This window comes from Geodermatophilus sp. Leaf369 (genome assembly GCF_001424455.1).
Classification (GTDB): domain Bacteria; phylum Actinomycetota; class Actinomycetes; order Mycobacteriales; family Geodermatophilaceae; genus Klenkia.
The window spans coordinates 65,333-90,130 of the sequence record NZ_LMQA01000004.1 but is presented as its reverse complement, the minus strand read 5'-3'; the positions used below and the strand labels follow the sequence as shown (position 1 = coordinate 90,130).

27 protein-coding genes and 4 pseudogenes are annotated in these 24,798 nt (G+C 75.0%); 16 read left to right on the top strand and 15 right to left on the bottom strand.

What is annotated here, in order from left to right:
- Positions 1-87 precede the first annotated feature (87 nt).
- Genes ASG36_RS16790 through ASG36_RS16775 form a run of 4 tightly spaced genes read left to right on the top strand, consistent with a single transcriptional unit; the run spans position 88 to position 4,405 of the window.
- Positions 88-2,196, top strand: a complete 2,109-nt coding sequence (locus ASG36_RS16790; RefSeq protein WP_157498891.1) for a bifunctional diguanylate cyclase/phosphodiesterase — start codon at positions 88-90, stop codon at positions 2,194-2,196.
- Positions 2,193-3,077: an HDOD domain-containing protein gene (locus tag ASG36_RS16785; protein WP_235495156.1), complete on the top strand. Its 885-nt coding sequence runs from the start codon at positions 2,193-2,195 to the stop codon at positions 3,075-3,077. Before ASG36_RS16790 ends, ASG36_RS16785 begins: the two co-directional genes overlap by 4 nt.
- 32 nt (positions 3,078-3,109) lie before the next feature.
- Positions 3,110-3,940 carry a hypothetical protein gene (locus ASG36_RS16780; protein ID WP_055767713.1) on the top strand — a complete coding sequence of 277 codons (831 nt, stop codon included), beginning with the start codon at positions 3,110-3,112 and terminating at the stop codon, positions 3,938-3,940.
- A 42-nt stretch (positions 3,941-3,982) separates the two neighbouring features.
- Positions 3,983-4,405 (top strand): DUF5709 domain-containing protein, encoded by a 423-nt coding sequence (locus tag ASG36_RS16775; protein WP_055766564.1) that lies wholly within the window; start codon positions 3,983-3,985, stop codon positions 4,403-4,405.
- 2 nt (positions 4,406-4,407) lie between these two features.
- Here the strand turns inward: ASG36_RS16775 and ASG36_RS16770 are convergent, their stop codons facing one another.
- Entirely contained in the window at positions 4,408-4,758 is a 351-nt protein-coding gene (locus ASG36_RS16770) for a UBP-type zinc finger domain-containing protein (RefSeq protein WP_055766562.1), read from the bottom strand.
- 13 nt (positions 4,759-4,771) lie between these two features.
- Positions 4,772-5,641: a dimethylargininase gene (gene ddaH, locus ASG36_RS16765; RefSeq protein ID WP_200944537.1), complete on the bottom strand. Its 870-nt coding sequence runs from the start codon at positions 5,639-5,641 to the stop codon at positions 4,772-4,774.
- A 132-nt stretch (positions 5,642-5,773) separates the two neighbouring features.
- Between ddaH and ASG36_RS16760 the strand changes: the two genes are divergently transcribed.
- Positions 5,774-6,217 (top strand): Lrp/AsnC family transcriptional regulator, encoded by a 444-nt coding sequence (locus tag ASG36_RS16760; RefSeq protein WP_055766559.1) that lies wholly within the window; start codon positions 5,774-5,776, stop codon positions 6,215-6,217.
- A 94-nt stretch (positions 6,218-6,311) separates the two neighbouring features.
- On the top strand, positions 6,312-6,584 hold the full coding sequence (locus ASG36_RS16755; RefSeq protein WP_055766556.1) for a hypothetical protein: 273 nt from the start codon (positions 6,312-6,314) through the stop codon (positions 6,582-6,584).
- Between the two features lie 12 nt (positions 6,585-6,596).
- Here ASG36_RS16755 and pdxY read toward each other — a convergent pair whose 3' ends face one another.
- From pdxY to ASG36_RS16725, 6 genes are all read right to left on the bottom strand, one after another.
- The gene (gene pdxY / locus ASG36_RS16750; protein WP_200944536.1) at positions 6,597-7,448 is read right to left on the bottom strand and encodes a pyridoxal kinase PdxY; all 852 of its coding nucleotides are present in this window, start codon (positions 7,446-7,448) and stop codon (positions 6,597-6,599) included.
- Between the two features lie 27 nt (positions 7,449-7,475).
- A complete protein-coding gene (locus tag ASG36_RS16745; RefSeq protein WP_055766553.1) occupies positions 7,476-8,054 on the bottom strand; it encodes a hypothetical protein in 579 nt (192 codons plus the stop codon).
- Positions 8,055-8,094: 40 nt separating this feature from the next.
- The gene (locus ASG36_RS16740) at positions 8,095-8,709 is read right to left on the bottom strand and encodes a class F sortase (protein WP_200944535.1); all 615 of its coding nucleotides are present in this window, start codon (positions 8,707-8,709) and stop codon (positions 8,095-8,097) included.
- On the bottom strand, positions 8,706-9,425 hold the full coding sequence (locus tag ASG36_RS16735; protein WP_200944534.1) for a CHRD domain-containing protein: 720 nt from the start codon (positions 9,423-9,425) through the stop codon (positions 8,706-8,708). Before ASG36_RS16735 ends, ASG36_RS16740 begins: the two co-directional genes overlap by 4 nt.
- Before the next feature lie 77 nt (positions 9,426-9,502).
- The gene (locus tag ASG36_RS16730) at positions 9,503-10,159 is read right to left on the bottom strand and encodes a zf-HC2 domain-containing protein (protein ID WP_055766550.1); all 657 of its coding nucleotides are present in this window, start codon (positions 10,157-10,159) and stop codon (positions 9,503-9,505) included.
- Positions 10,156-10,701: a sigma-70 family RNA polymerase sigma factor gene (locus tag ASG36_RS16725; protein WP_055766547.1), complete on the bottom strand. Its 546-nt coding sequence runs from the start codon at positions 10,699-10,701 to the stop codon at positions 10,156-10,158. The genes ASG36_RS16730 and ASG36_RS16725 overlap by 4 nt, the downstream gene beginning before the upstream one ends.
- 253 nt (positions 10,702-10,954) lie before the next feature.
- Between ASG36_RS16725 and ASG36_RS16720 the strand changes: the two genes are divergently transcribed.
- Positions 10,955-11,224, top strand: a complete 270-nt coding sequence (locus ASG36_RS16720; protein WP_055766544.1) for a hypothetical protein — start codon at positions 10,955-10,957, stop codon at positions 11,222-11,224.
- Positions 11,225-11,266: 42 nt separating this feature from the next.
- On the opposite strand, the gene ASG36_RS16715 is transcribed toward ASG36_RS16720, so the two are convergent.
- Positions 11,267-12,952 carry a ribonuclease J gene (locus ASG36_RS16715; protein ID WP_055766541.1) on the bottom strand — a complete coding sequence of 562 codons (1,686 nt, stop codon included), beginning with the start codon at positions 12,950-12,952 and terminating at the stop codon, positions 11,267-11,269.
- 59 nt (positions 12,953-13,011) lie between these two features.
- Entirely contained in the window at positions 13,012-13,431 is a 420-nt protein-coding gene (locus tag ASG36_RS16710) for a nitroreductase/quinone reductase family protein (RefSeq protein ID WP_055766538.1), read from the bottom strand.
- Positions 13,432-13,549: 118 nt separating this feature from the next.
- On the opposite strand from ASG36_RS16710, the gene ASG36_RS16705 reads away from it, so the two are divergent.
- The 6 genes and pseudogenes from ASG36_RS16705 to ASG36_RS22030 all read left to right on the top strand — a co-directional run bounded on the left by ASG36_RS16705 (position 13,550) and on the right by ASG36_RS22030 (position 16,203).
- On the top strand, positions 13,550-14,659 hold the full coding sequence (locus ASG36_RS16705; protein WP_055766535.1) for a YbhN family protein: 1,110 nt from the start codon (positions 13,550-13,552) through the stop codon (positions 14,657-14,659).
- 110 nt (positions 14,660-14,769) lie between these two features.
- Positions 14,770-14,970, top strand: a pseudogene (locus tag ASG36_RS22045) (cold-shock protein); the annotation flags it as partial.
- Positions 14,971-15,132: 162 nt separating this feature from the next.
- Positions 15,133-15,318, top strand: a pseudogene (locus ASG36_RS22040) (cold-shock protein); the annotation flags it as partial.
- Positions 15,295-15,573, top strand: a pseudogene (locus ASG36_RS22385) (cold-shock protein); the annotation flags it as partial. The pseudogenes ASG36_RS22040 and ASG36_RS22385, both read left to right, overlap by 24 nt.
- Positions 15,574-15,681: 108 nt before the next feature.
- Positions 15,682-15,867: pseudogene (locus tag ASG36_RS22750) on the top strand (cold-shock protein); the annotation flags it as partial.
- A gap of 144 nt (positions 15,868-16,011) precedes the next feature.
- Positions 16,012-16,203, top strand: coding sequence for a cold-shock protein (locus tag ASG36_RS22030; protein ID WP_235495260.1), 192 nt, complete (start codon positions 16,012-16,014; stop codon positions 16,201-16,203).
- A gap of 9 nt (positions 16,204-16,212) precedes the next feature.
- Here ASG36_RS22030 and ASG36_RS16695 read toward each other — a convergent pair whose 3' ends face one another.
- The gene (locus ASG36_RS16695) at positions 16,213-16,695 is read right to left on the bottom strand and encodes a nucleoside deaminase (protein ID WP_055766529.1); all 483 of its coding nucleotides are present in this window, start codon (positions 16,693-16,695) and stop codon (positions 16,213-16,215) included.
- On the bottom strand, positions 16,692-17,729 hold the full coding sequence (locus ASG36_RS16690) for a Gfo/Idh/MocA family oxidoreductase (RefSeq protein ID WP_055766527.1): 1,038 nt from the start codon (positions 17,727-17,729) through the stop codon (positions 16,692-16,694). Before ASG36_RS16690 ends, ASG36_RS16695 begins: the two co-directional genes overlap by 4 nt.
- 111 nt (positions 17,730-17,840) lie before the next feature.
- Between ASG36_RS16690 and ASG36_RS16685 the strand changes: the two genes are divergently transcribed.
- A complete protein-coding gene (locus tag ASG36_RS16685) occupies positions 17,841-19,295 on the top strand; it encodes a catalase (protein WP_055766525.1) in 1,455 nt (484 codons plus the stop codon).
- Between the two features lie 34 nt (positions 19,296-19,329).
- Here ASG36_RS16685 and ASG36_RS16680 read toward each other — a convergent pair whose 3' ends face one another.
- Positions 19,330-20,157, bottom strand: a complete 828-nt coding sequence (locus ASG36_RS16680; protein WP_157498889.1) for a hypothetical protein — start codon at positions 20,155-20,157, stop codon at positions 19,330-19,332.
- Positions 20,158-20,287: 130 nt separating this feature from the next.
- On the opposite strand from ASG36_RS16680, the gene ASG36_RS16675 reads away from it, so the two are divergent.
- Positions 20,288-21,514, top strand: a complete 1,227-nt coding sequence (locus ASG36_RS16675) for an APC family permease (protein ID WP_055766519.1) — start codon at positions 20,288-20,290, stop codon at positions 21,512-21,514.
- A gap of 9 nt (positions 21,515-21,523) precedes the next feature.
- Here ASG36_RS16675 and ASG36_RS16670 read toward each other — a convergent pair whose 3' ends face one another.
- The gene (locus tag ASG36_RS16670; protein WP_055766517.1) at positions 21,524-22,048 is read right to left on the bottom strand and encodes a hypothetical protein; all 525 of its coding nucleotides are present in this window, start codon (positions 22,046-22,048) and stop codon (positions 21,524-21,526) included.
- Positions 22,045-23,763 (bottom strand): PHP domain-containing protein, encoded by a 1,719-nt coding sequence (locus tag ASG36_RS16665; RefSeq protein WP_055767699.1) that lies wholly within the window; start codon positions 23,761-23,763, stop codon positions 22,045-22,047. Before ASG36_RS16665 ends, ASG36_RS16670 begins: the two co-directional genes overlap by 4 nt.
- Positions 23,764-24,041: 278 nt before the next feature.
- On the opposite strand from ASG36_RS16665, the gene ASG36_RS16660 reads away from it, so the two are divergent.
- Entirely contained in the window at positions 24,042-24,746 is a 705-nt protein-coding gene (locus ASG36_RS16660) for a hypothetical protein (RefSeq protein WP_200944533.1), read from the top strand.
- The last annotated feature ends 52 nt before the right edge of the window (positions 24,747-24,798 follow it).

The window sequence follows — 24,798 nt, the reverse complement described above, 5'->3', positions numbered from 1 at the left end:
CACCGGTGCGGGGGCCACCCCACCCGGACGGGGGAGGTCGGCGTCCTCCCGGCTCCAGCTCCACCGCGCCCGGTCGAGACCGACACCGTGCCCCGGTCCGTCGTCGTCCCCGCCCCGGGGGCCCCCGTGTCCCGGCGGGACGTCCCGACAGCGGTCGCCCTGGACACCGCCCGGGTCAGCCGCGCCGTGGTGCACGCGGCCACCGTGCGGGTCGACGTCGCCGTCCTCGTCGTGACGGTCGACGACGCCGGCACCCGGATCCGCTGGGGCAACGCCGGGGTGGAACGGCTGCTCGGGCACGCCACCGGCGACCTGCTCGGCACGCCGGTCGACCGGCTGCTGCCCGAGCCCCCGCCCGGTGGTCTGGCCACGCTGTTCCGCCGGGAGCGCTCGGTCACCACCGACCTGCGGGCCCGCACCCGCACCGGGGAGCTGGTCGACGTCACCGTGCTGTGCACGCCCTCCTCGGACGCCGGGGTGTGGACGCTGAGCGCCTGGCCGGCCCGCAGCGACGCCGAGCGCGCCCTCGCCGACTCCGCCGCCGCCCACGAGCGGCGCTTCACCACCCTCACCGAACGGTCGCCGGTGCCCACGCTGCTCTCCGAGCACGGCATGCGGCTCGCGCACGTCAACGACGCCTTCTGCCGGCTCACCGGCCGGCAGGCCGAGGAGCTGCTGGGCACCGGCTGGCTGGCCAGCGTGCACCCCGAGGACGTCGAGGCCCTGGTCGACACCGCGGCCGCGGTGCTGGACGGGGGCTCGGGCGACGTCCGGGCGCGGCTGCTCCGCACCCCCGGTGAGGAACGGTCCTGCCTGCTGCGCTTCTCCCACCTGGAGACCCCCGGCGTGGGCAGCGGGTTCGTGGCCACCATCGAGGACGTCACCGACCGGCTCGCCTTCGAGGCCCGGCTGGCCCACCAGGCCACCCACGACCCGCTGACCGGACTGCCCAACCGCACCCGGCTCGCCGAGTACGTCGCCGAGCGCTTCGTGCCCGGCACCCGGGACGGGCTGGCCTGCCTGTTCCTCGACGTCGACGACTTCAAGGTGGTCAACGACTCCCTCGGCCACCCCGCGGGGGACCAGCTGCTGGTGCAGGTGGCCCGGCGGCTGCGCGCCGTCGTCCGGCCCACCGACCTGGTGGTGCGCTTCGGCGGCGACGAGTTCGTGGTGGTCTGCGAGGACGTCGGGGAGGCCGACGCGGTGTCCCTGGGCCGCCGCATCTCCACGGCGCTGGCCGCCCCGGTGCAGCTGGGCGGGGTGAGCGTCGGCGTGCGGGTCAGCGTGGGCGTGACCGTGCAGACCCCGGCGCACCTGACGCCCGACGAGCTGGTCCGGGACTGCGACATCGCGATGTACCAGGCCAAGGCCGAGGGCAAGGGCCGGGTGTCGGTGCTCGACCACGCCTCCCGGGCCGCGGCGCGGGAGAAGCTGCAGCTCGTCGCCGATCTGCGCACCGCCGTCGACACCCGGGCGATCACGCTGGCCTACCAGCCGGTGGTGCAGACCGCGTCGCTGCGCCCGGTGGGCGTGGAGGCCCTCGCGCGCTGGGACCACCCCACCCGGGGCCCGATCGGCCCGGCGGTGTTCGTGCCGCTGGCCGAGGAGAGCGGGCTGGTCGACGCCCTCGGCCTGCTGGTCCTCGACGAGGCCTGCCGGCAGACCGCGGCGTGGGACGACGCCCTCGGCCTCGCCGCGCCCCGCTACGTGCACGTCAACGTCTCGGCGCTCCAGCTCGACGAGCACCTCCCGCCGCTGGTGGCCGCCACCCTGGCCCGGCACGAGGTCGGGGCGGAGCGGATCTGCATCGAGCTCACCGAGTCCGCGCTGATGCGGCACCCCGAGCGGGCGGCCTCCGTGCTCGCCGACCTGCGGGCGCTGGGCGTGGCCATCGCCGTCGACGACTTCGGCACCGGCTACTCCTCCCTGGGCCACCTGCGCCAGCTGCCGGTGGACTGCCTCAAGATCGACCGGTCCTTCGTCGCCGAGCTGTCCGCGGGGCACCCCGAGATCACCCGGGCCGTCGTCGCCCTGGCCGCCGGCCTCGGGCTGGACTCCGTCGCCGAGGGCGTGGAGACCGAGGAGCAGGCCCGCATGCTCACCGAGCTGGGCGCCACCCACCTGCAGGGCTACGGCATCGCCCGGCCCATGGACGGCGACAGCACCACCGCCTGGTTCGCCGAGCGTGCCCGGTGAGCGGCGAGGAGGTGCTCACCGACGAGATGGTCACCGACGAGGTGCCCACCGACGAGGAGGAGGGCCCGGCCCCGCTGACCTCGGTGGGGAGCCACTCGGTGGACGACGTGCTGGCCAGCATCGAGACGATGGCCGCGCAACGGCCGATCGCCGCCCAGATCGTCGCGCTCACCGACTCCGACCACACCGGGGCCAAGGAGGTGGCCCGGCTGCTGTCGGCGGACCCGGCGCTGAGCGGGCGGGTGCTCAAGCTGGCCAACTCCGCCTACTACGGGATGCGCGGGCGGGTGTCCTCGCTGCAGTTCGGGATCACCGTCGTGGGCTTCGCCGTCGTCCGGTCGATGGCCACCGTCGCGCTCACCGGCACCGAGGAGTCCGCCGAGCTGCCGGAGGACTTCTGGACCGTCAGCACCCACCTGGCGCTGGCCGCCTCGGCGCTGGCGCCCCGGATGGGACGACGACCGGCCGACGCGCTGTGCGTCGGGCTGCTGGCCCAGCTGGGCGTGGCACTGCTGAGCCACCACGACCCGGTCGGGTACGCCGAGGTGCGGGCCAGCGGCACGACCCCGGCGGCCCGCCGTCCCGCCGAGGTGGCCCGCTACGGCGTGGACACCCTGGAGCTGACCGCGGTCGCGATGCACCGCTGGGGGTTCCCCGACGCCCTGGCCGACCCGCTGCTCGAGCTCGACGACCCCACCTCGGCGGCCGGTGGGCTGCTCCGTGGTGCGCTGGAGCTCACCTCCCGGCTGACCGTGCCCGGGCACTCCCGGGAACGGATCGAGGGGCTGACCTGCCGGCGGGTGACCGAGACCGACCTGCCGCCGCTGCTGGCGGAGGTGCGCACCGGCGCCGCCGAGCTCCGGCGGGCACTCGTCGGCTGACAGGCGGGGACTCGCCGGGGACAGTGGACCCCGTGTTCGAGATCCACGAGATGGCCCTGCTGACCCGCGAGGTGCTCCGCGAACGCACCGCGGACCTGGTCGCCGAGGCCTGCGCCTGGGCCGTCGGCGCCAGCGACCGCCCGCACCACCTGCGCCGCCGCGGCCGACTGGTCGCCACCGGCACCACGGTCGGCATCCGCGCCGAGAACGGCCAGCCGCTGGCCGACGAGGAGGGCGGTCGGCTCGACCTGGGCGACGCCCGGCCGGGCAGCTTCGCCGACGCGCTGAACATGACCGACGGGGACGGCGTGCTCTACGCCGACCGCTTCGACACCGAGGTGCTGGAGCCCTTCGCGCTGGACACCTGCGTGCGCGCCGGGGAGCGGCTGCGCCGGGCCCGTCCCGCCGCCTGGGCCGAGCTGGCCGACGAGGTCGGGGAGGACGCCGACGACGTGCCGGCCGTCGTCCGGGCGGGGGAGTGGGAGGCGCCGCTGCGCACCGAGGCCGAGCTGCTGGTGCTGGCCGCGATCGGCGGCACCTCGCTGGCTCTGGTGGAGGCCGAGGGGCTGCCGCTGTCGCTGGTGCGCGCCGCCGAGCAGCTGACCCGGGCGGCAGCGCCCGCCCCGCCGCCGGCCGCTCCTGCTCCGGATGCGCTGGCCGGGGTGCTGTTCCTGGCCGACGCCGCCCTCGATGCCGCCGGGCTGCCCACGCCGGTGCCACCGGCGGACACCACCCGGGTGCTGGACGCGCTGCTGGCCGAGGGGCTCGAGCGCGAGGAGCTGCTCGCCGTGCTGGACCAGCTGCCGCTGGAGCCCGCCACCGCGGCCGACCTGCGCCGGCTGGCCGAGCGACTGCCCGACTGAGGACCCTGGTCAGGCCGGGAGGTCGCCGTCCAGGATCGGGGCGTGGACCGCATCGACTCACCCGACAGTCCCGACTCCGCCGACGACTCCGGGGTCCTGGAACCCGGCGACAGCCTGTACGAGACGGGTCCGGACGGCGGGGTGGACGACGTCCTCGACGAGGGCTGGTCCCCGGCGGAGCGGCCCTGGGCCAGCACCGACTGGGGCACCACGGGGGAGGAGGAGTCGGCCGGGGAACCGCTGGCCGGACGGCTGGCCCGCGAGCTGACCGACGGCCCGGGGGACGACGGGGACGACGGGCTGGGCGACTCCACCGACACCGACGGCGAGCTGCGCGACGACCAGGTCGGTGACCGGCGGGCCGGGCGCCTGCTGGCCGGGGAGGACGGCAGCGCGCAGGACGGGGGGATCGACGGCACCGGGGCCTCGGCGGAGGAGGCCGCGGTGCACGTCGTCCCCGACTGAGCTCAGCCGCCGAGCTGCTGGACCCAGTCCGCGGGCACCCGGCCGGCCGGTCCGGGGGTGGGCTGGTCGGCGGGGTGGCTGGTCGGTGCGGCGAGCTCGGGCCCGGCGACGGAGTCCTGGGTGCGGTAGTCGAAGAACCAGTCCTCACCGGGCTCGTAGCTCTGCATGACCGGGTGCCCGGTCTCCTCGGCGTGCGCGGTGGTGTGCTTGCCCAGCGAGCTGTCGCAGCAGCCGACGTGCCCGCACTGCGCGCAGCGGCGCAGGTGGAACCACCAGGAGCCGCTGGCCTCGCACTCCACGCAGCCCGGGCCGCTCGGCGGGACGGTCGGGTCGATGCCACTCGGTGCGCTCATGCAGCCCAGCGTCTCAGCCCGACCGGCGGGCGCGCAGCTCCTGGGTGCAGCACTTGACGCTGCCCCCGGCGGCCAGCAGCTCGGACAGGTCCACCCCGATCGGCTCGAAGCGGCGGGCGGCCAGGTCGGCAGCGAGCTGCCGGGCCTGCTGGGGCAGCACGACGTGGCGCCCGTCGGAGACCGCGTTGAGCCCGAAGGCCAGCGCGTCGGCCTCGGTGGCCTCGACCGCGTCGGGGAACAGCGTGCGGACGACGGCCTGGCTGCCCGCGGAGAACGCCGGTGGGTACCAGGCGACCGTGGCCTGGCCGTGCAGGTCGTCGAGCACGGTCAGGCAGGTGTCCAGGTGGTAGAAGCGCGGGTCGACCAGGTGCAGGGTGACCACCGGCCGGCCGAAGAGCTCCTGGGCCTCGGCGTGCGCGGCGGTCGAGGTGCGGAAGCCGGTGCCGGCGAGCAGCCAGTCGCCGGCGACCGCGAAGTCGCCCTCACCCTCGTTGACGTGCTGCGGGCGGTGCACCTCGATCCCCAGGCCGGCCAGGAACCCGGCGTGCAGGTCGGCCTCGGCCCGCCGCTCGGCGTGCGCGAACGAGGCACCCAGCGCCCGGCCGTCGACCACGGTGGCCCCGTTGGCCGCGAACACCATGTCCGGCAGGCCCGGGGTCGGCGGGAGCACGTCGACCCGGTGCCCCAGGGACTCGAACACCGCGACCAGTCCGGCCCACTGGGACAGCGCCCGGTCCACGTCCACCGGGGTGCCCGGGTGCATCCACGGGTTGATCGCGTAGACGACGTCGAAGTGGGTGGGCGGGCACATCGCGTAGTGCCGGGTGCGCGCGGTGCGCAGCGTGGTCGTGGTGGGGGCGGTCTGCAGCGTGGGTGCGGACATCGGGTGGCTCCTGGGGCGGTGCGGGTGGTGACGTCCATGCTCCCGGCTGCGTCTCACGCAGTCGATGTGCGACACCTGCGTCCTGGTGGCGATCCGTTGCGTCTATGAGCCCTTCTGTGCAACGGTCTGCCGGTGGACGTCGACGACATCGACCGCGGCATCGTGGCCTTCCTCCGCCGGGACGGCCGGGCGACCTTCGCCGAGATCGGCGCCGAGGTCGGGTTGAGCGCCCCGGCCACCAAGCGCCGCGTGGACCGGCTCGTCGCCTCGGGGGCGATCTCCGGGTTCGCCGCGATCGTCGACCCGGCCGCGCTGGGCTGGTCGACCGAGGCCTACGTGGAGGTGTCCTACTCCGGGGTGGTGTCCCCGGACCGGCTGACCGCGGACTACACCGCTATCACCGAGGTGGTCAGCGCCTGGACCGTCTCCGGCGTCGCCGACGCGGTGGTGCACGTGCAGGCCCGCGACGTCCGACACCTGGAGGAGGTCATCCAGCGGATCCGGGTGCTGCCCGACGTCACCGGCACGCAGACCGAGATCGTGCTGTCCCGGCTCTTCCAGCGCAGTCCGGACTGACGGCCGTCAGGGCGACGTCAGGACGGCCGGCAGCACCGTCAGGGACCCGTCAGGACGCCCGCCGTGGCGAGGCGTCCCGGGGCAGGGTCGACGCGTGACCACCGCACTGACCCGCCCCCCGTCCGCCCCCGCCACCAGGGCCTTCCTGCGACCGGAGCTGGTCGCCTCGGCCTGCCCCGCCTGCTGGCCGCCGCGGCTGCGGGGTGCGCACCCCGGGCTGGTGCACGCCGTCGAGGTGCACCGGGCGACCGACGAGCTGTCCGGTGAGCCCGAGGTCGCCGTCTGCGGGGCGATCGTGATCGCCGGCAGCGAGCCGTTCCAGGCCACCGCGGCCGCGTGCGGTGTCTGCGCGGCCGCAGCGGGCTGAGACCCGGCCCGCTCAGACCTCGTCGACGGCGAAGGTGCGGGTGGGGGAGACGAACTCCTCCTGCGCGGCGACCAGGAGGATCTCCCGGCTCCCCGCCTCGGCGGTCGTCCGCAGCAGGCCGAACACCGAGGCCGCGGCGCGGCCCAGCGCCTCGCCGGCCGAGCCGGTGGACGACCAGTGCGCCAGGAACAACGCGGCGATCGCGTCGCCGGCGCCGTTGACCGACACGTCCAGCTTCGGGGTGCGCACCCGCCAGTGCCGGCCGCCCTCGCTGGCCAGCAGGTCGACCGCGTCGTCCGGGGTGTCCTCGACGTCCAGGCTGGTGGTCAGCACGACCCGCGGACCGGTGGCCTGCAGGGCGGCGACGGCGTCGCGCACCTGGTCCAGGGTCGTCGTCGTCCGACCGGTGAGCAGGTCCAGCTCGTAGTGGTTGGGGGTGACCACGTCGGCGGCGGGCACCGCGGTGTCGCGCATGAACTCGGCGATGCCCGGCCGGACGAACACCCCGCGGCCGACGTCACCGATCACCGGGTCGCAGCAGTAGACGGCGGCCGGGTTGGCCGCGCGCACCCGGGCCACGGTGCCGACGACGGCGTGCCCGATGTCGGCCGAGCCCAGGTAGCCCGACAGCACCGCGTCGCAGCTGCCCAGCACGCCGCGGGCGTCGATGCCGTCCACGACCTCCTCGACGGCCTGGCCGTCGAAGACCCGGCCGGTCCAGGCGCCGTAACCGGTGTGGTTGGAGAACTGGACGGTGTGCACGGGCCACACCTCGTGCCCGAGGCGCTGCAGCGGGAAGACCGCGGAGGAGTTGCCGACGTGCCCGTAGGCCACGTGGGACTGGATCGACAGGACGTTCACCACGACCGGTGACCCTGTCACACGCGCCGGTCAGCTCCCGACGGGCCGCCCGAACGCCGCAGCCGCGCGGACGGCGGGTGGGACGGCGGCGGCGAGCTCGGCGTCCGGTGCCGCCCCGAGCGCCCCGTTGACCGTGGCGAACGCGATCCGCAGGCCGAGGAAGACCGTCAGCGACAGCACGGTGGCGTCGTCGAACCCGACGGCCCGCAGCGCGTCGACGTCGTCCCGGGTGGTGCCGTTGGGGTCGCGGGCGGCCTGGGCTGCGAACCGGACCAGGGCCCGGTCGGCCGGGGTGAGGGGCCCGTCGTCGCCGGTGAGCGCGGCGACGGCGACGTCCTCCCCGGCGGCCGTCGCCAGTCGGTCGCCCCAGGCCAGTGCGCAGTACCCGTCCTCGCGGGCGGCGGCCGCCGCGGTGACCAGGAGCCCCCGCTGACGCAGCGTCAGGCCCGCCCCGGCGAGGCCGAGCAGGTCGAAGAGCGCGGTCTGCAGCTCGGGGCGGTGCGCCCACACCCGGCTCAGACCCAGCACGTGGCCGTGCTCGGCGGTGTCCTCGGCGTAGAGGGCGCGGGCGGCCGGGGTGTCGGGTGGCTCGGCGAGGAACGCGGGCACGGTGACCTCCTGGGGTCGGCTGCGCGGACCGTACCGTCGATCACCCCACCCGTTCGGCGGTCACCACCAGGTTGTCGGTGTAGCTGCGGGCGCCGCCGTCGAAGTCGCCGGTGCAGGTGATCAGCCGGACGACGTCCTGGGCGGTCGCGCCGAAGACCGCCTCGGTCGGGAAGGTGTCCTTGGCGACCTGCTCGGTGCCGGTGACCGCGTAGACGGCGACCGTCCCGTCGGCGACGGTGAGCTCGACGGCGTCCCCGGGCTGCAGGTCGCGCAGCTCGTAGAACACCGCCGGACCGGCGGTGGAGTCCACGTGGCCCATCAGCACCGTCGGACCACGCGCCCCGGGGCGACCGCCGGGGGTGAACCAGCCGGCGTCGTCGAAGTCGGCCGGCACCTCGGCGGTGCCGTCGGCGGCGAGGCCCAGGTCGATCAGGTCCCGGGTGACGCCCAGCGCCGGGATGGACAGCGCGGTCGGCTCCGGCACCTGCGCCGGGTCCAGGGACGACGTGGGCGGCGGGGGTGCCGGTGCCGGTGCCGGTGTCGTCGTCGCGGGGGTGCTCGGGGCCGCCGCGGGCTCCGCGGCGCCCGCGCACCCGGTCAGCACCAGCGCGGCGCCGAGTCCGAGCGCGGCGCCGCGGAGCCCGCGGGAGGTCACTGCTGGGCGGTGCGGCGACGGAGCAGGAGCGCCCCGCCGGCGGCGAGGAGCGCGGAGCCGCCGACCAGGCCGACGACGGTCCCCGTGGACCCGTCGTCGGCCAGGACCGAGGTGCCACCGGCGCCGGTCTCGACCCCGCCGACCGGGATGGCGGTCAGCTGGCCGCGCACCGCCCCGGCCGCGAAGGCCGCGGTGTGCGTGTCGGTGAAGAACGCCGAGGGGTCGGCCTCGATCTGGTCGAGGGTGAAGCCCGCACCGGTGTCCGCGCCGTTCGCGACCACGCCCGTGGTGAAGGGCCCCTGCAGGCAGCCGGAGCTGGTGAGGGTGCCGGAGCCGTCGTCCTCGGGGTTCGGGAACGCGATCCGCGGCGGCCCGGCCTGGCCGGCGTCGCCCTGGTGGATGTGCGTCGCGGTCTTGGCCGGCGACTGGTAGGGCGGGGTCACCCCGGTGAGGCTGATGTCGTAGCAGATCACCTCGGTGTCGGAGTTGATCATGTACGTGAACGTGCCGGAGGCGCCGGGCTCGCCGGGCGTGGCCACCCCGTCGTTGTTGATCACCATGTCGGGGGTGGCCATGGCGGTGAAGGCGCTGGTGAAGGTGGCCGGGCGGGGCACCTCGGTCTCGGCGGCGGCGGGGCCGACGGCGGTCAGCGCGAGGGCGCCGGCGGCACCGACGACGACGGAGGCGCGGAGCAGGGCGGTGCGGGTGCGGGTCACGGCAGGACTCCCGGTGCTCGGTGGTGGCGGTCACCGGGGAGTACGGGGGCGGGGGCGCCCGCGTTCACCCACCCGGGTCAGAAGTCCGACGCGAGGACGACGGTGCCGGTGCTGTCGAGCACCTCGAACCCGGTCGCGTCCTCCCGCAGCACCGAGCTGTTGAGGTTGCAGTCCAGCTGGCCGGGGCCGATGCCGAGGAACTCCCCGGCGGGCACGGAGTCCCCGTCGACCTCGGTGACCTGCACCCGGTAGACCTCCCCGGCGGTGAAGCCCTCACCGGACAGCTGGACCTCCATGCCCCAGGTGTGCGGGACGACGTCGGCGGTGGCCTCGACGTCGGCATCGGCGACCTGCACCGCGACGGCCTCCAGGGGCAGCGGGTCGGGCACCGGGCGGGCGGCCCAGCCCACGACCACCCCGGCCGCGGCGATCCCGACCGCGGCCACGGCGGGTGCCCACCGGCGGCGGTGCAGCGGCACGGGCGCGGTGGCCTGCTCGGCGGCGATCCGGGCGAGCACGGCGTCGCCGAGCCCGGGCGGGGGAGCGGGGGCGTCGTCGAGCCGGTCGGGGTCGACCCCGGCGAGCCGGGCACGCAGCGGGGTGAGCGCGGCCAGCTCCGCGCGGCAGGCCGCGCACCCGTCCAGGTGCGCCCGGACGGCGGCCCGTTCGGCGTCGTCCCCGTGCCCGAGGGCGTACCCCCCGAGCGCCTCGCGCTGTTCCCGGTGTGTGCTCACGGTTCCACCCCCATCTCCTCCATCGCCAGCCGCAGTGCCTTCAGTCCGTAGAACACCCGGCTGCGCAGTGTGCCCACCGGGATGCCGAGCTCGGCAGCCACCTCGCCGTGCGGCCGGCCGCGCAGGTGGGTCTGCACGATCGCGGTCCGGTGGTCCGGGCCGAGTCGGCGCAACGCCTCCTCGACCACCCAGGCGTCCACGAGCTGCTCGTCGAGCACCCCGCCGGCCGGGACGTCGGCACCGGCGGTGTCGCTGAGCTGGCCCTGCCACGGGCGGACGGCGAACCGCCGCGTCTCGTCGACCACCACGTTGCGGGCGATCGCGAACAGCCAGGTCCGCAGACTGGCCAGCTGGGGGTCGTAGGAGTCCGCCGCGCGCCAGGCCCGCAGGAACACCTCCTGGACGACGTCCTGGGCGGCCCCGCCGTCACCGAGCTGGCGCAGTGCGAACCGGTACAGCTCGGCCCCGTGCGCGGCGTAGGCCTCCCGGGCGTCGAAGCGCTCGACGTCGCGGGGCGTCGCCGACCTGCCCAGCCGTCCCATCACGCCCCTTCCGCCCGGTGTCCCTGCGGTGTGTCTACGGCTGTGCCGCCTCCGCCGTTCACCAGTCACCCCATGACGGTGATCATGGGCTTCGTGCCAGTGGACACGCCGACGGCGGCGTGTCCACCGGCAACGAGCCCATGATCACCGGGGGCGCGGGCGGAGGCCTGTAGCCGAACAGGGTCACGGGGTGGTCACGATTCCCCTGTGGACTGCCGATGAGATCCGCATGAGCGCTCCGGCAGCTTCTGTCGTGACCACCGGGCGGAGCCCGCACTGGTTCGACCCCGCGCACCAGGCCGCGATCACGGCGGCGTACGAGTCCCTGTGCACCACGATCGCCGCGATGCGCGTGGTCGGTGCCCGCACCCCCGTCGGTCCGACCGCGCACCGGGTGCGCGAGCTGGGCCGGCTCGCCGCGGCCAGTCAGCTGCCCGCGCGCGCCGCCCTGCTGCGCTGGGGCGCGCTGCCGGCGTCGGCCCGCCAGCAGCTGCTCGACGCCTGGTACACCCCCGCACGCTGAACGGCCCCGCCGCGAGAGCGACAGGGCCGTTGCGCGGGTGCCTCAGGCGTCGATGACCACCGGGATGATCATCGGGCTGCGGCGACCGTTGCGGTTCGCCCAGCCGGCGACGGCCCGGGTGATGAGCTGCTCGAGCTGCAGCGCACCGCCCACGCCCTCCTCGGCGGCCTTGGCCAGCGCCTTCTCGATCAGCGGCACCACGGACTCGAAGGTCGTCTCGTCGTGCACGAAGCCGCGGGCGAGGAAGTCCGGGGTCTCGGCGAGCAGGCCGGTGTCGGCGTCGACGATGGCGACGACGGTGATGACGCCCTCCTCGGCGAGGTTGCGCCGGTCCTTCAGCGAGGCCTCGGTCGCCCCGCCCACGGTGGCGCCGTCGACGTAGACGTTGCCGGCGCTGACCTTGCCGGTGATCCGGACCCGGCCGTCGACCAGGTCGACGACGTTGCCGTCCTCGGCCAGCACGACCCCGCGGGGGTGCACGCCGGTCTTGATCGCCAGCTCGCCGTTGGCCTTGAGGTGCCGCCACTCGCCGTGCACCGGCATCACGTTGCGCGGCTTGACGATGTTGTAGCAGTAGACGAGCTCGCCGGCGCTGGCGTGCCCGGACACGTGCACCTTGGCGTTGCCCTTGTGGACGACGTCGGCGCCCCAGCGGGTCAGCTCGTTGATGATCCGGTAGATCGCGTTCTCGTTGCCGGGGATGAGCGAGCTGGCCAGCAGCACGGTGTCGCCCTCGGAGATGCGGATGACGTGGTCGCGGTTGGCCATCCGGCTCAGCGCGGCCATCGGCTCGCCCTGCGACCCGGTGCAGATGACGCACACCTGGTCGGCGGGCAGCTTGTCCATCTGCTTGAGGTCGACCACGAGGCCCTTGGGCACGTCGAGGTAGCCCAGCTCGCGCGCGATGCCCATGTTGCGGACCATCGAGCGGCCGACGAAGGCGACCTTGCGGCCGTGCGCGTGGGCGGCGTTGAGCACCTGCTGGATGCGGTGCACGTGGCTGGCGAAGCTGGAGACGATGACCCGCTTGGGGGCGGTGCGGAACACCCGCTCGATGGCCGGCACCAGGTCGCCCTCGCTGAGGGTGAACCCGGGCACCTCGGCGTTGGTGGAGTCGGTCATGAACAGGTCGACGCCCTCCTCGCCGAGCCGGGCGAACCCGCGCAGGTCGGTGATGCGGCGGTCGAGGGGGAACTGGTCCATCTTGAAGTCGCCGGTGTGCAGCACGAGGCCGGCGGCGGTGCGGATGGCGACGGCCAGGGCGTCGGGGATGGAGTGGTTCACCGCGAGGAACTCGGTGGAGAACGGCCCGAAGTCCAGCGTGTCGCCCTCGGCGACCTCGCGGGTGACCGGCTTGATCCGGTGCTCCTCGAGCTTGGCCTTGATGAAGGCCAGGGTCAGCTTGGAGCCGACCAGGGGGATGTCACGGCGCTCGCGCAGCAGGTAGGGCACACCACCGATGTGGTCCTCGTGCCCGTGCGTGAGCACGATCGCCTCGATGTCGTCCATCCGGTCCCGGATGGAGGTGAAGTCGGGGAGGATGACGTCGACGCCGGGCTGGTGCTCCTCGGGGAACAGCACCCCGCAGTCGACGATCAGCAGGCGGCCGTCGAACTCGAAGACGGTCATGTTGCGGCCGATCTCGCCGAGGCCACCCAGGGCGACGACTCGCAGACCTCCCTCCGGGAGGGCCGGGGGCGTCTTCAACTCGGGGTGCGTGCGGCTCATGGGCCTCACGCTACGGCGTGCCACCGACACTCCGGTCCGTTGGCGTGTCGCCCGCCTGGTCAGGGCTCCAGCAGCACGACCGGGATCCGTCGGCGGGTCCGGCTCTGGTAGGTCACGTAGGAGCCGAACGTGCTGCACGCCAGCGACCACCAGCGGGCCCGTTCGGCCCCGGTGACCTCCCGGGCCCGCAGGTCCAGGCGGGTGTCGCCGTCGCGCAGCTCGACCTCGGGGTGGGCCAGCACGTTGGCGTACCAGTGCGGGTGGGCGTCGCCGCCGCGGGTCGAGGCGACCGCCGCGTAGACGCCGCCGAGCTCCACCCGCATCAGCGGGGTCTTGCGCACCAGGCCGGTCCGCGCGCCCCGGTGGGTCAGCAGGACCACCGCGCGCCCGTCGACCGCGGTGCCCGTGGCCTCGATCTGCTCGACCTCCGCCCGCACCCACGGCACGGTGCTCGGCGCGTACTCCCCGTCCAGCGGCACCGCCCCAGTCTGCCGGGTGGCGCCCTGGCGGACCGACCGTGCGTCATCCCCCGGTCGGAGCCGGCATCCCCCGTGGGGGCGACGACCGGGGGGCCGCGGCTCGCTACGGTCATGCCCGATGACCAGCGGACCGGACACCGGCGCGGCGGGCTCCACGGCCCCCGTCGTCCCCGGCCGTCCCGGCGGGGTGGCGCGGTGGCGTCGGCCGGTGTCCATCGGGCTCCTGGCCGTGGGGACCCTGGTCTGCGTCGTCGTCTTCTGGCAGTCGGTCGTCGGCTGGTTCGCCACGCTGGCCGGCGTCGAGTGGCGCTGGGCGCTGCTCGCCGTGGCCGTGCAGCTGGTCTCCATGCAGGCCCTGGTCGCCCAGCAACGGCTGCTGCTGCGTGCCGGCGGGGGCTTCGGGCCGCACGGCAGCCTGACGGTCACCGTCTACGGCGGCAACGCCATCGCCGTCGGCCTCCCGCTGGCCGGCTCGGCCGCCAGCGTCGCCTACTCCTTCCGGCGCCTGCGCGACCTGGGCAACAGCACCGCGCTGGTCAGCTGGACCCTGGCCGTCTCCGGGGTCTGCTCGACGGTCAGCCTGGCCGCGGTGGTGGCGATCAGCTCCGCGGCCACCGGGTCGACCGTCGGTGCCGCCATCGCCTCGCTGGCCTCGGTCGCCGTCGTCGTCCCGGTGCTGGTGCTGCTGGCCGTCACCCGCAGCACCGAGGCCAAGCACCTGGTCGTCCGGTTGGCGCAGCACCTGCTCAAGCCGTTCGCCCGCTGGTGGCGTGCGCTGCGGCCCTCGGTCGTCGGTCCCGCCGTGGACGACGTGCTCACCTCGCTGGGCTCCATCCGGATCGGTGCGGCCAAGGCCACCGGTGCCGCCGCCTACGCGCTGGCGAACTGGGTGCTCGACGCGCTGTGCCTTGGGCTGGCCGTGCTGGCGGTCGGCGCCTCCCTCCCGTGGCCCGGCGTCGTGCTGGCCTGGGCCGCGGGCGCGCTGGTGTCCTCCACCCGGCTCACCCCCGGTGGCATCGGCGTCGTCGAGGCGGCGCTGGCCTCCGCGCTCGTCGCCGCGGGCCTGCCGGCCAGCCAGGCGGTGCCAGCCGTCGTGGTCTACCGGTTCGTCAGCCTGTGGCTGCTGGCCGCGATCGGGGCGCTCTGCCTGGTCCTCGCCCCCCGCCCGGTGCACCCGCCCGAGCTCGACGCCCCGCAGCCCGACCCCCAGCGACGTCCGGGCTCCTAGGCCGGGTGCCCCGCCGGGGTGGGTCCTGCGGCCCGCCGGACCCACGCGGGCGCCGGGGATGGGAGGCTGTGCCCTGCAGGACGTGATCTCGATGAGTGCAGGAGCAGGGCATGCCGCAGGGCTTCGTGAAGTGGTTCAACGCCGAGAAGGGGTTCGGTTTCATCGGACCCGACGACGGCGGTGAGGACGTCTTCGTGCACTTCTCGGCGATCGAGGAGTCCGGCGGCTTCCGCAGCCTGGACGAGGGCGCGCGCGTCGAGTACGACGCCAGCCCCGGCCAGCGCGGCCTCCAGGCCGACCGGGTGTCCCCGCTGGGCGGCCCGCCGGTGCAGGTCGACCGCTCCCAGTCCCGCGAGCCCCGCCGGGACGACCGGCGGGACGACCGCCGCGAGGAGCGCGCACCCCGCCGCGAGGCCCCCCGCCGCGAGCCCGCCCGCGCACCCCGGTCCTCCGGGGGCGGCGCCGAGGGCACGGTGCAGTTCTTCAACTCCGAGAAGGGGTTCGGCTTCATCACCCCCGACGACGGCGGGGACGACGTCTTCGTGCACTTCTCGGCCATCGCCGACGACGGCGGCTACCGCTCCCTCGAGGAGGGCCAGCGGGTGCTCTTCGAGGCCGCCCAGGGCGACCGCGGGCTGCAGGCCACCCACGTCGAGCCCCTCGCCGGTGGTGGCGGCGGCTACGACCAGGGCGGGTACGACGCCCCGGCCGCGGCCGGCTCCGGCCTGCCGCAGGCCACGGTCCGGTTCTTCAACGGCGAGAAGGGCTTCGGCTTCCTCCAGCCCGACGACGGCGGGGACGACGTCTTCGTGCACTTCTCCGCGATCGCCGACGACGGTGGCTACCGCTCCCTCGAGGAGGGCCAGCGGGTGGAGTTCGAGGCCGCCCAGGGCGACCGCGGGATGCAGGCCACGCACGTCCAGCCGCTCTCCGGCGGTGGCGGTGGCCGCTCGCAGGGCCGGGACCAGGGGCGGCAGAACGCCGGCGGGTACGGCGGCGGCTCGGGCCTCGCCCAGGGCACCGTGCGGTTCTTCAACGCCGACAAGGGCTTCGGCTTCGTCGAGCCCGACGACGGCAGTCGCGACGTGTTCGTGCACTTCTCGGCCATCGAGGACGACGGCGGCTACGGCGACCTGGCCGAGGGCCAGCGCGTCGAGTTCGCGGCCAGCCTCGGCGACCGGGGCCCGCAGGCCGACGTCGTCCGCCCGCTGGACTCCGCCGGTCCGCCCCCGCGGCGCGACCCGGCCCGCCGGGAGATGCGCCGCGACCCCGGCCGGTCCACCCCGCGTGAGCAGAACCGCAGCGCGGCCCGGTCGGTCCCCACCCCGCTCGAGGGCGGCAGCGAGGGCACCGTGAAGTGGTTCCACGCGGAGAAGGGGTTCGGCTTCATCGCCCCCGACGACGGCAGCGCCGACGTGTTCGTGCACTTCTCCGCGATCGCCGACCGTGGCGGCTACCGCGACCTCGAGGAGGGCCAGCGGGTGCAGTTCACCGCCACCCCCGCCGAGCGCGGCCCGCAGGCCGACCAGGTCGAGCCCATCTGACCCGAGTCGTCAACGGGGGGCGTGCAGACGGGCGTGGAGCTCGCGGACCCGGGCGGCGAGCTCCACGTCGGGGCCGTCGACCGGGATGCCCGGTGCCACCGCGGTGACCGGCAGGGTGGCCACCGGACCGGGCGGGACGCCCAGCTCGCCGAGCCACTGCGCCAGCTGGGCCGAGGAGCTGGCGTAGACGATCCGGCCCAGGCCCACCCAGGCGTGCGCCGCCGAGCACATCGGGCAGTGCTCGCCGGAGGTGTAGACGGTGGCACCCGGACGGTCCGCGGGGGCCACGTGCTCCGCCGCCCAGCGGGCCAGCTCGAACTCGGGGTGCCGGGTGGCGTCACCGCCGGCGATCCGGTTGCGGTCCTCGGCGAGCACGGTGCCGTCGGCGGCCACCAGCAGCGAGCCGAACGGCTCGTCCCCGGCCTCCAGGGCCTCGGCGGCCAGCTCCACGCAGCGCGCCAGGTGCGCGCGGTCGACGTCGGTGAGGCTCACAGCGACACCACGGTGCCCTCGGTGGCGCTGCGCCGGGCGGCGTCGAGCACCACGGCGGTGGCGACGGCGTCCCGGGCGGGCACGGGCACCGGTCCCCGGCCGCGGACGGCGTCGGCGAACGCCGGGTAGAACACGTCCCACCGGCCGCGCTCGGTGCGCACCGGTTCGCCGTCCGGGCTGCCGCGGTACACCGCGCCCCAGGCCGACTCCGGCTCCTCGCCCCACTCCTCACCGAGCGTGGCCGGCGAGCTGCCGGCGACCAGGTGGTCCTCCTGCCCGTCGATCCCGCCGACGACGTAGCTGCCGGTCGAGCCGGTGACCCGGAAGCGCGGGCCGGGAGCGCCCTGCCGCCAGCTCCCGCCCAGCACCGACCGGGCGCCACCGGTGTGCTCCAGCACCACCAGCACGTCGTCGTCCAGCCCCGAGTCGCGCACCGACCAGTGCGCGGAGACGGTGGACACCGGCCCGAGCAGCACCAGGGCCTGGTCGACCAGGTGGCTGCCGAAGTCCAGCAGCGTGCCGCCACCGGCCGCGCCCGGTCCGTTCTCCGGCGCCAGCCGCTCGAAGCGCGACTCGAACGAGCGCAGCTCGCCCAGCGCTCCGTCGGCGACCAGGCGCTGCACGGTCAGGAAGTCGGAGTCCCACCGGCGGTTCTGGTAGGGCGACAGGGGCAGGCCGGCCGCCTCGGCCCGCTCCACCGACGCCAGCGCGGCCGTCGGGTCCAGGGCGAACGGCTTGTCGCAGACGACGGCCAGGCCGAGGTCCAGCGCCCGGTCGGTCAGCGGGCTGTGCGTGTTGGCCGGGGTGGAGATCGCCACGGCCTCGGCGCCGGCGTCGCGCAGCGCCTCCAGGGAGTCGAACGTCGTCGTCCCCGGGTGCTCGGCGGTGGCCTGTGCCCGGCGCTCGGGCGAGGTGGTCACCACGCCCAGGAAGTCGACGCCCGGGGCGGCGGCCAGCAGCGGGGCGTGGAAGAACCGCCCGCCGAAGCCGTAGCCGACGAGGCCGAACCGGACCGGGGCGGAGGAGTCGTCCATGGGGTGATCATCGCCGGTCGGTGAGAGCGCCGGCACACCGGACCGGCCGGTCCGCCCACGCGTCACCCACCAGCGGGTTTGTCGATCAGGGCCGCTGGCAACCCCCACCCCATGACCGCCTCGCCCCAGACCCGGGTGACCACCGACGACGCCGGCATCCCGGCCGCCAGCGACGAGCACTCGCTCACCGCCGGCGCCGACGGCCCGATCCTGCTGTCCGACCACTACCTGATCCAGAAGATGGCCCAGTTCAACCGCGAGCGGGTGCCCGAGCGCGTGGTGCACGCCAAGGGCGCCGGCGCGTTCGGCACGTTCCGGGTGACCGGCGACGTCAGCCACCTCACCAAGGCGCACTTCCTGCAGCCGGGCCGCGAGACCCCGATGCTGGCCCGCTTCTCCACCGTGGCCGGCGAGCAGGGCTTCCCCGACACCGTGCGCGACCCCCGCGGCTTCTCGCTGAAGTTCTACACGCAGGAGGGCAACTACGACCTGGTCGGCAACAACACCCCGGTCTTCTTCGTCCGCGACCCCTCGAAGTTCCAGGACTTCATCCGCTCGCAGAAGCGCCGCGCCGACACCGGGCTGCGCGACAACAACATGCAGTGGGACTTCTGGACGTTGTCCCCGGAGTCCAGCCACCAGGTGACGATCCTGATGAGCGACCGGGGCATCCCGCGGACCCTGCGGCACATGAACGGCTACGGCAGCCACACGTTCCTCTGGGAGAACGCCGCGGGGGAGAAGCACTGGGTCAAGTACCACTTCAAGACCGACCAGGGCGTCGAGACCTTCTCCGACGACGAGGCGGCCGCGATGGCCGGTGAGGACGGCGACTTCCACCGCCGCGACCTGGCCGACGCGATCAAGGCCGGGGACTTCCCCACCTGGACGGCGTACGTGCAGGCCATGCCGTTCGAGGACGCCGTCGGCTACAAGGTGAACCCCTTCGACGTCACGAAGACGGTCTCGCAGAAGGACTACCCGCTGATCGAGGTCGGCACGATGACCCTGGACCGCAACCCGGAGAACTACTTCGCCCAGATCGAGCAGTCCTCCTTCGAGCCCTCGAACCTGGTGCCCGGGATCGGCCCGTCGCCGGACAGGATGCTCATCGGCCGGCTGTTCAGCTACCCCGACGCGCACCGCTACCGGATCGGCGCCAACTACCTGCAGCTGCCGGTGAACGCCCCGGTCTCCCCGGTGAACAGCTACAACAAGGACGGCGCGATGCGCTACAGCAACCCGTCGGACCCCGTCTACGCACCCAACAGCTTCGGGGGCCCCCAGGCCGACCCCGCCTACGCCGAGCCGGGCTGGCACGTGTCGGGGGAGATCATGCGGGCCGCGGCGACGCTGCACGCCGAGGACGACGACACCACCCAGGCCGGCACCCTGGTGCGGGAGGTCATGGACGACACCGACCGCGAGCACCTGGTGGCCAACATCGTCGGGCACGCCTCCGACGCGGCGGTCACCGCGGCGATGAAGCCCCGGATCGTGGAGTACTGGCGCGCGATCGACCCGGGCATCGGCGCTGCGGTCGAGAAGGAACTGCTCGGCGCGTGAGCACCCCCTGCTGACCCGGCCCGTCGGGGCCGGGTCAGCAGGGCAGGTCGTGGTCCAGCAGTCGGCCGTCGCGCTCGACCACGTACTGGCTGAGGACGACCTCGCCACCGGCCGTCAGCGGGGCGTCCGCGCAGTGCACGGCGGCCTCGCTGCGGCTCTGCGCGCCGGCCAGCCAGCTGTCCAGCTCGTACAGCGGGCTGGACGGCGGGACCAGGCCGACGATCTGCTGCCACTGCTGGCCGGTCGAGTAGAGCCCCACCTCGGCGCCGGTGGAGCCGAGGTAGTCGGCCATCCCCTCCAGCGTCGCGCGGTTGGCGGCGAGGGCCGCGGCCGAGCCGGACTGCCAGGTGTTCATCGTCTCGACGTCGAGCCACCAGACCAGGTCGGCGGGCACGACGGGGACCCCGGCCTGGGCCGCGGTGGGCAGCAGGAACCCGTGGATGTCGACCGAGGCCCGGGTCTGGCCGTAGACGTAGGAGCAGGCCAGGTCGACGTCCCCGGCACACTCCCCGTACGGACTGGTGCCGCTGCGCGGCCAGGTGGAGATCTCGTCCTCGAACTGGCCGGGGTTGGCGGTGTTGACGTAGACCTGCAGCCCGGGGTGCTCGGCGACGTCACCGGAGGCGCGCTGGGCCCAGCGCAGCTGGTCGGCCAGGCACGGGTTGATCGTGGTCGCCACGCCGCCGTTGACCCCGACGATGCCGAAGCCGTGGCCGGCGGGCAGCGGGGTGTCGCACTGCGGGTAGGACACGTCGAACCCCAGGTCCGCGCCGTCGCCCGGAGCGGCCGTGGCGGTGCCGGGCACCAGGGCGAGCGCGGCGGCACCCGCCAGCACACCCGTGACCCGTCGCAGCCCCCGCACGGCCCGAACGTACCGCCCGCGAGCGGAACGGTGGTGTCCCGTTCAACTGCCCGGTGACCTGCAGGTGGACGACGGGTGTCGGACGGCGACCCGTGGCCGGGAGCGCCACCGGGCAGGCGATCATCAGCGGGTGACCGAGGAACCCGGACGTCTGCAGCGCCGGCTGACCACCCGGGACGCCGTGGCCGTCGGACTGGGCTCGATGCTCGGCGCCGGGGTCTTCGTGGTCTGGGCACCCGCGGCCGCCGTCGCCGGCTGGTGGCTGCTGGCCGGTCTCGCCGTGGCCGCCGTCGTCGCCTGGTGCAACGCGACCACCACCGCCGCCCTGGCGGTGCACCTGCCGGTCTCGGGCGGCGCCTACGCGTTCGGCCGCGACCGCCTGGGGCCGTGGTCGGGGTTCCTGGCCGGCTGGGCGTTCGTCGTGGGCAAGACCGCGTCCTGTGCGGCGATGGCGCTGACCGTGGGGGCCTACCTCTGGCCGGAGCAGGCTCGCTTCGTCGCCCTGGGGGCCGTGCTGCTGCTGGTCGCGGTGGACGCCGCCGGCATCACCCGCACCGCCCGGGTCACCCGGGTCCTGCTGGCCCTCACGCTCACGGCCCTGGCCGCCGTGGTCCTCTCCGCCCTGCCCGCGGGTGCGGCCCCGGCGACGGCCACCGTCGGCGGGCCGAACGGGGTGCTGACCGCGGCCGGCCTGCTCTTCTTCGCCTTCGCCGGGTACGCCCGGATCGCCACGCTCGCCGAGGAGGTGCGCGACCCGCAGCGCACGATCCCCCGGGCGGTGTCGGTGGCCCTGGGCCTGGCGGTGGTGGTCTACGCCGTCGTCGGGGTCGTCGTGCTGGTGGTGCTGGGCCCGGCCGGTCTCGCCGGGTCGGTGGCCCCGCTGGCCGACGCCGTCCGGTCCGGCCCGGTGCCCGCGCTGGCCTGGGTGGCCACCGCCGGTGCGGTCACGGCGGCCTGCGGGGCGCTGCTCGGACTCGTCGCCGGGGTCACCCGGACCGCGTTGGCGATGGCCCGCGAGCACGACCTGCCCTCCCCGCTGGCCCGGGTCGACCCGCGTCGCGCCACCCCGGTCGTCGCGCAGGTGGTGCTGGCGGTCGTGGTCGGCGCCCTGGTGCTGGTCGGTGACCTGACCACCGTCATCGGGGCCTCGTCGTTCGGGGTCCTGCTCTACTACGCGGTCGCCAACGCCGCGGCCTGGACCCTGCCGCGCGGCTCCCGGCCGGTCCGCTGGGTGCCCGGGCTCGGGTTCGCCGCCTGCCTGGTGCTGGCGGTCTCGTTGCCCGCGGCCTCCGTGCTGGCCGGGCTCGGGGTGGTCGGTGTCGGGCTGGTGGGCCGGGCGGTCGTGCGGTTCGTCTGAGGGGACGGGTCAGTGCACGCCGCCGCAGCACTGGTGCGGGTCGCTGATCTCGGCCGGTCGCCAGCGACCGGGGCCGGCCGGCTCGACGAGCAGCCGGTCGCCGTCCGGGGTGCGCTCGGGGCGGAGGTGGCCGTCCAGGGTGTCCACCAGGTCGTCCTCGCCGACCGGGGCGCCGATGCCGACCACCACCAGACCCGCCTCCACGAGGTCGGCGACCGGGACGGGCCCGGTGAACGAGGGACCGGGGGAGCGGACCACCCGGCCGTCGGACGGGGCCTCGGAGCGGGTCGCCACCGGCCCGCCCAGGGCCTCGGCCAGCCGGGCCGGCAGGCCGTCGTCCCGGTGGTCGGCCGCGCCCGGGGACAGCTGCCAGCTCGCCGTGGTGCGGGCCACCGGGGCGCTGCGGTCGACGTGGGTGAGGACCTGCACCGCGCGCCGGCCGGTGCCGGCCAGCGCGCGGTCCAGGGTGGCCAGCAGGTGGGCGTCGCCGGTCGTCCCGGGCGCGGGGACGCCGACCCACCAGCCCTCGCTCACAGCACGTCCACGAACACCGGGTTGGCGTAGAACCACAGGTCGGCGAACGGGTCCTCGTTGCCGGCCACGTCCATCACCGGGTTGCCGGCCGCGTCGAGCTGGTTGCCGTCGCTGCCGCGCAGCCGCAGGTAGAAGCCCTGCTGGACGTTCGAGAAGGTGTGCGAGAGCCGCACCTTCCCGCGGCCGGCCTGGACGTCCCAGGTCTCCACGACCGTCGTCTGCGGCGCCGACAGCGTGTCCCGGTCGGCGGCGGCGCCGGTGACGGGCCCGCTGATGAGGTCGACCGTGGCCAGCTGCGGCACCTGGCCCGAGGCGTTCGGCCCGGCGGCCCGGTCGACGACCACGTCCACGGTCACCGAGCCGCCGCGGCGCACCCACGTGCGACCGCCCAGGGTCACCCCGCGGGCGTCGCCGTCCCCACGGGTGGCCCGGACCCGCACGTCGAGGCCCTCGATGAGCCGGCCGTGCACGGCCACCACCTGGCCGGACTGCAGACCCCGCATCACGTCGAGGTAGGCGGGCCGCTGGGCGACCACCAGCGTCGAGCTGTACTGCCCGGGCCAGAAGTCGCCGTAGGTGCTGATCGGGCGCCCGGTGTCGACCGGGGTGCCCCGGGTGCCGGTGGTCGCGTAGTCGGAGCTGCCGGGTACCCGGGTGTCCTGCCAGACCTGGTGGGAGTCGCTGGTCGAGGTCACCCACCACGGCTTGCCCTCGGCGAGCAGGGAGTCCCACAGCCCGCCGACCTTCGCCGTCATCCAGTCGAAGCCGCCGTAGGTGCGGTAGGGGTTCTCGGTCGCGGTGGGGGCGTAGCCGGGGAAGGAGTCCTCGCCGGGGGAGGCCTCGTAGAAGCCGCGGCCCTTGCCGGGGCCGCCGGCCGCGGTGGGGATGCCGGCGGCCTGGTGGCCCGGCGCGCCCTCCATGCCCACGGCGACCGACGGGGCGGCGTCCCGCCAGGCGCGGATCTCGTGCGGGCTGTCGATGCCCCGCCGGGCCGGGTGGTTGGCGAACATCAGCGCGATCTCGGTGCGCCGGGCGAGCACCTGCTGGTCCAGGTACTGCAGTGCCTGGACGGCGAACGGCTCGCCGTCCCCGGACGTGGCGCGCGTGACCCGGCCGGTGCTCTGCAGGATGCTGCCGTCGTAGGCCAGCTCGAAGGCCCGGAGGATGTCCACGGTGTTCCGCCCCGGGGGCAGGAAGACCGTCGCGTGCTCGGCGCCGGGGATGTTCCACTCCAGGCCCTGGTAGACCAGCACGTCGCGGTGCGCCTGGCGGGAGGCCTCGATGCGGGGCGTCACCTGGTCGATGGAGAACTTCTGGTGGGCGACGCTGCCGTGGTCGGTGACCACCACCCAGTCCAGGCCGTATTCGGCGGCCTTGGACACCTGGGTCTCCACCTCGTACTGGGCGTCGGGGGAGAACTGGGTGTGGACGTGGTGGTCCCCGGCCAGGAAGCGGGCGTTGCCGCGCCACGGGTTGACCGGAGTAGGACGGCCCCCGGGTCCCGGCCGCGGCGGGGTCGCCTGCGCGGGGCCCGCTCCGGCCACCGCGCCACCCAGCCCGGCGGCGGCACCGGCGACGACGGCGGCCCCGGCCAGGAAGGCCCGGCGGGAGACCGACAGCCGGTCGTCGGCCTCCGGGTCACGCCACGACCCCTCGGCGTGGGTGTGGTCGTGGGTGTGCGGGTGGGTGTGCGGGTGCGCGTGGTCGTGCGTCATGCCGGTGGTCTCCCCGGGTCGCATGCGGCTGCTGACACCCGACCCTGCGGGTTCCCGGGGAGGCACGGGCGACGCACAGGTGGGGCACGGGTGAACAGGACGCGACGGGACGGGGGGTCCCGGAACCTCGGATCGCACACCGCACGCACAGCTGTGACCTGCACGTTCGTGCCCAGGTACCAGTACGGATGGGTTCCCTTCATCACCCATCCGGACGCGACCACGGCCCCGAAGTCCTGCTGTTCCCACACCGGGGACCACTCGACCTGGGAGCCACCGTGAACCTCAAGAACGCAGCCTTCAAGCGCACCACCGTCGCCGCCATCGCCCTGAGCGCCGCACTCGGCATGGCCGCCTGCAGCTCCGGCACCGACAGCACCGCGTCGGCCTCGAGCAGCAGCTCGGTCTCCTCGACCGCCTCCTCGGTCAGCAACCCCGACCCGGCGGCCGTCGTCCCCGCGATCTCCGGTGGCGACACCTCGGTCGCCCTCGACCAGGGCTTCCTCGACGCCCTCACCGGCCTGGGCGTCACCCCCGGCGTGACCGGCACCGCGACGCTGGCCGACGGCGCCGTGGACTTCCCGATCACCGGCGGCACCGTGACCCTCTACGACAAGGACTCCGGCTACCGGCCCTTCGTCCAGGGCGTGATCTTCCACCAGGGCTCCGGCCTGTCGCTGACCGCCGGCGCCACCACGGTCGAGCTGTCCAACTTCGTCGTGGACCCGGGCAAGCCGGCCCGGCTGTTCGGCGACGTGAGCGTCAACGGTGAGCTCGCCGTCCCCTCCGCCCCGCTGTTCGACCTCAACGGCACCACCCTGGAGCCGGTCACCACGGACGCCGAGGGCAACGCGGTGCTCACCGGCACCACCGTCGAGCTGTCGGCCGAGGCCGCTCAGCTGCTGAACACCACGTTCGGGGTCACCGCTATCCCGGCGAACCTGGTCATCGGCGTCGCGACCCTGACGGTCGCCACCTCCTGATCGACCCGCACGGCCCGCAGGGGCGCCACCCGCACGTCGGGGTGGCGCCCCT

Excerpts from the sequence above, each read along its gene's own strand:
- ASG36_RS16690 (WP_055766527.1), bottom strand. The coding sequence starts at position 17,729 with ATGGACGACTCCTCCGCCCCGGTCCGGTTCGGCCTCGTCGGCTACGGC.
- ASG36_RS16665 (WP_055767699.1), bottom strand. The coding sequence starts at position 23,763 with ATGACGCACGACCACGCGCACCCGCACACCCACCCGCACACCCACGAC.
- ASG36_RS16725 (WP_055766547.1), bottom strand. The coding sequence starts at position 10,701 with ATGGGACGGCTGGGCAGGTCGGCGACGCCCCGCGACGTCGAGCGCTTC.
- ASG36_RS16685 (WP_055766525.1), top strand. The coding sequence starts at position 17,841 with ATGACCGCCTCGCCCCAGACCCGGGTGACCACCGACGACGCCGGCATC.
- ASG36_RS16715 (WP_055766541.1), bottom strand. The coding sequence starts at position 12,952 with ATGAGCCGCACGCACCCCGAGTTGAAGACGCCCCCGGCCCTCCCGGAG.
- ASG36_RS16705 (WP_055766535.1), top strand. The coding sequence starts at position 13,550 with ATGACCAGCGGACCGGACACCGGCGCGGCGGGCTCCACGGCCCCCGTC.
- ASG36_RS16770 (WP_055766562.1), bottom strand. The coding sequence starts at position 4,758 with ATGAGCGCACCGAGTGGCATCGACCCGACCGTCCCGCCGAGCGGCCCG.
- ddaH (WP_200944537.1), bottom strand. The coding sequence starts at position 5,641 with ATGTCCGCACCCACGCTGCAGACCGCCCCCACCACGACCACGCTGCGC.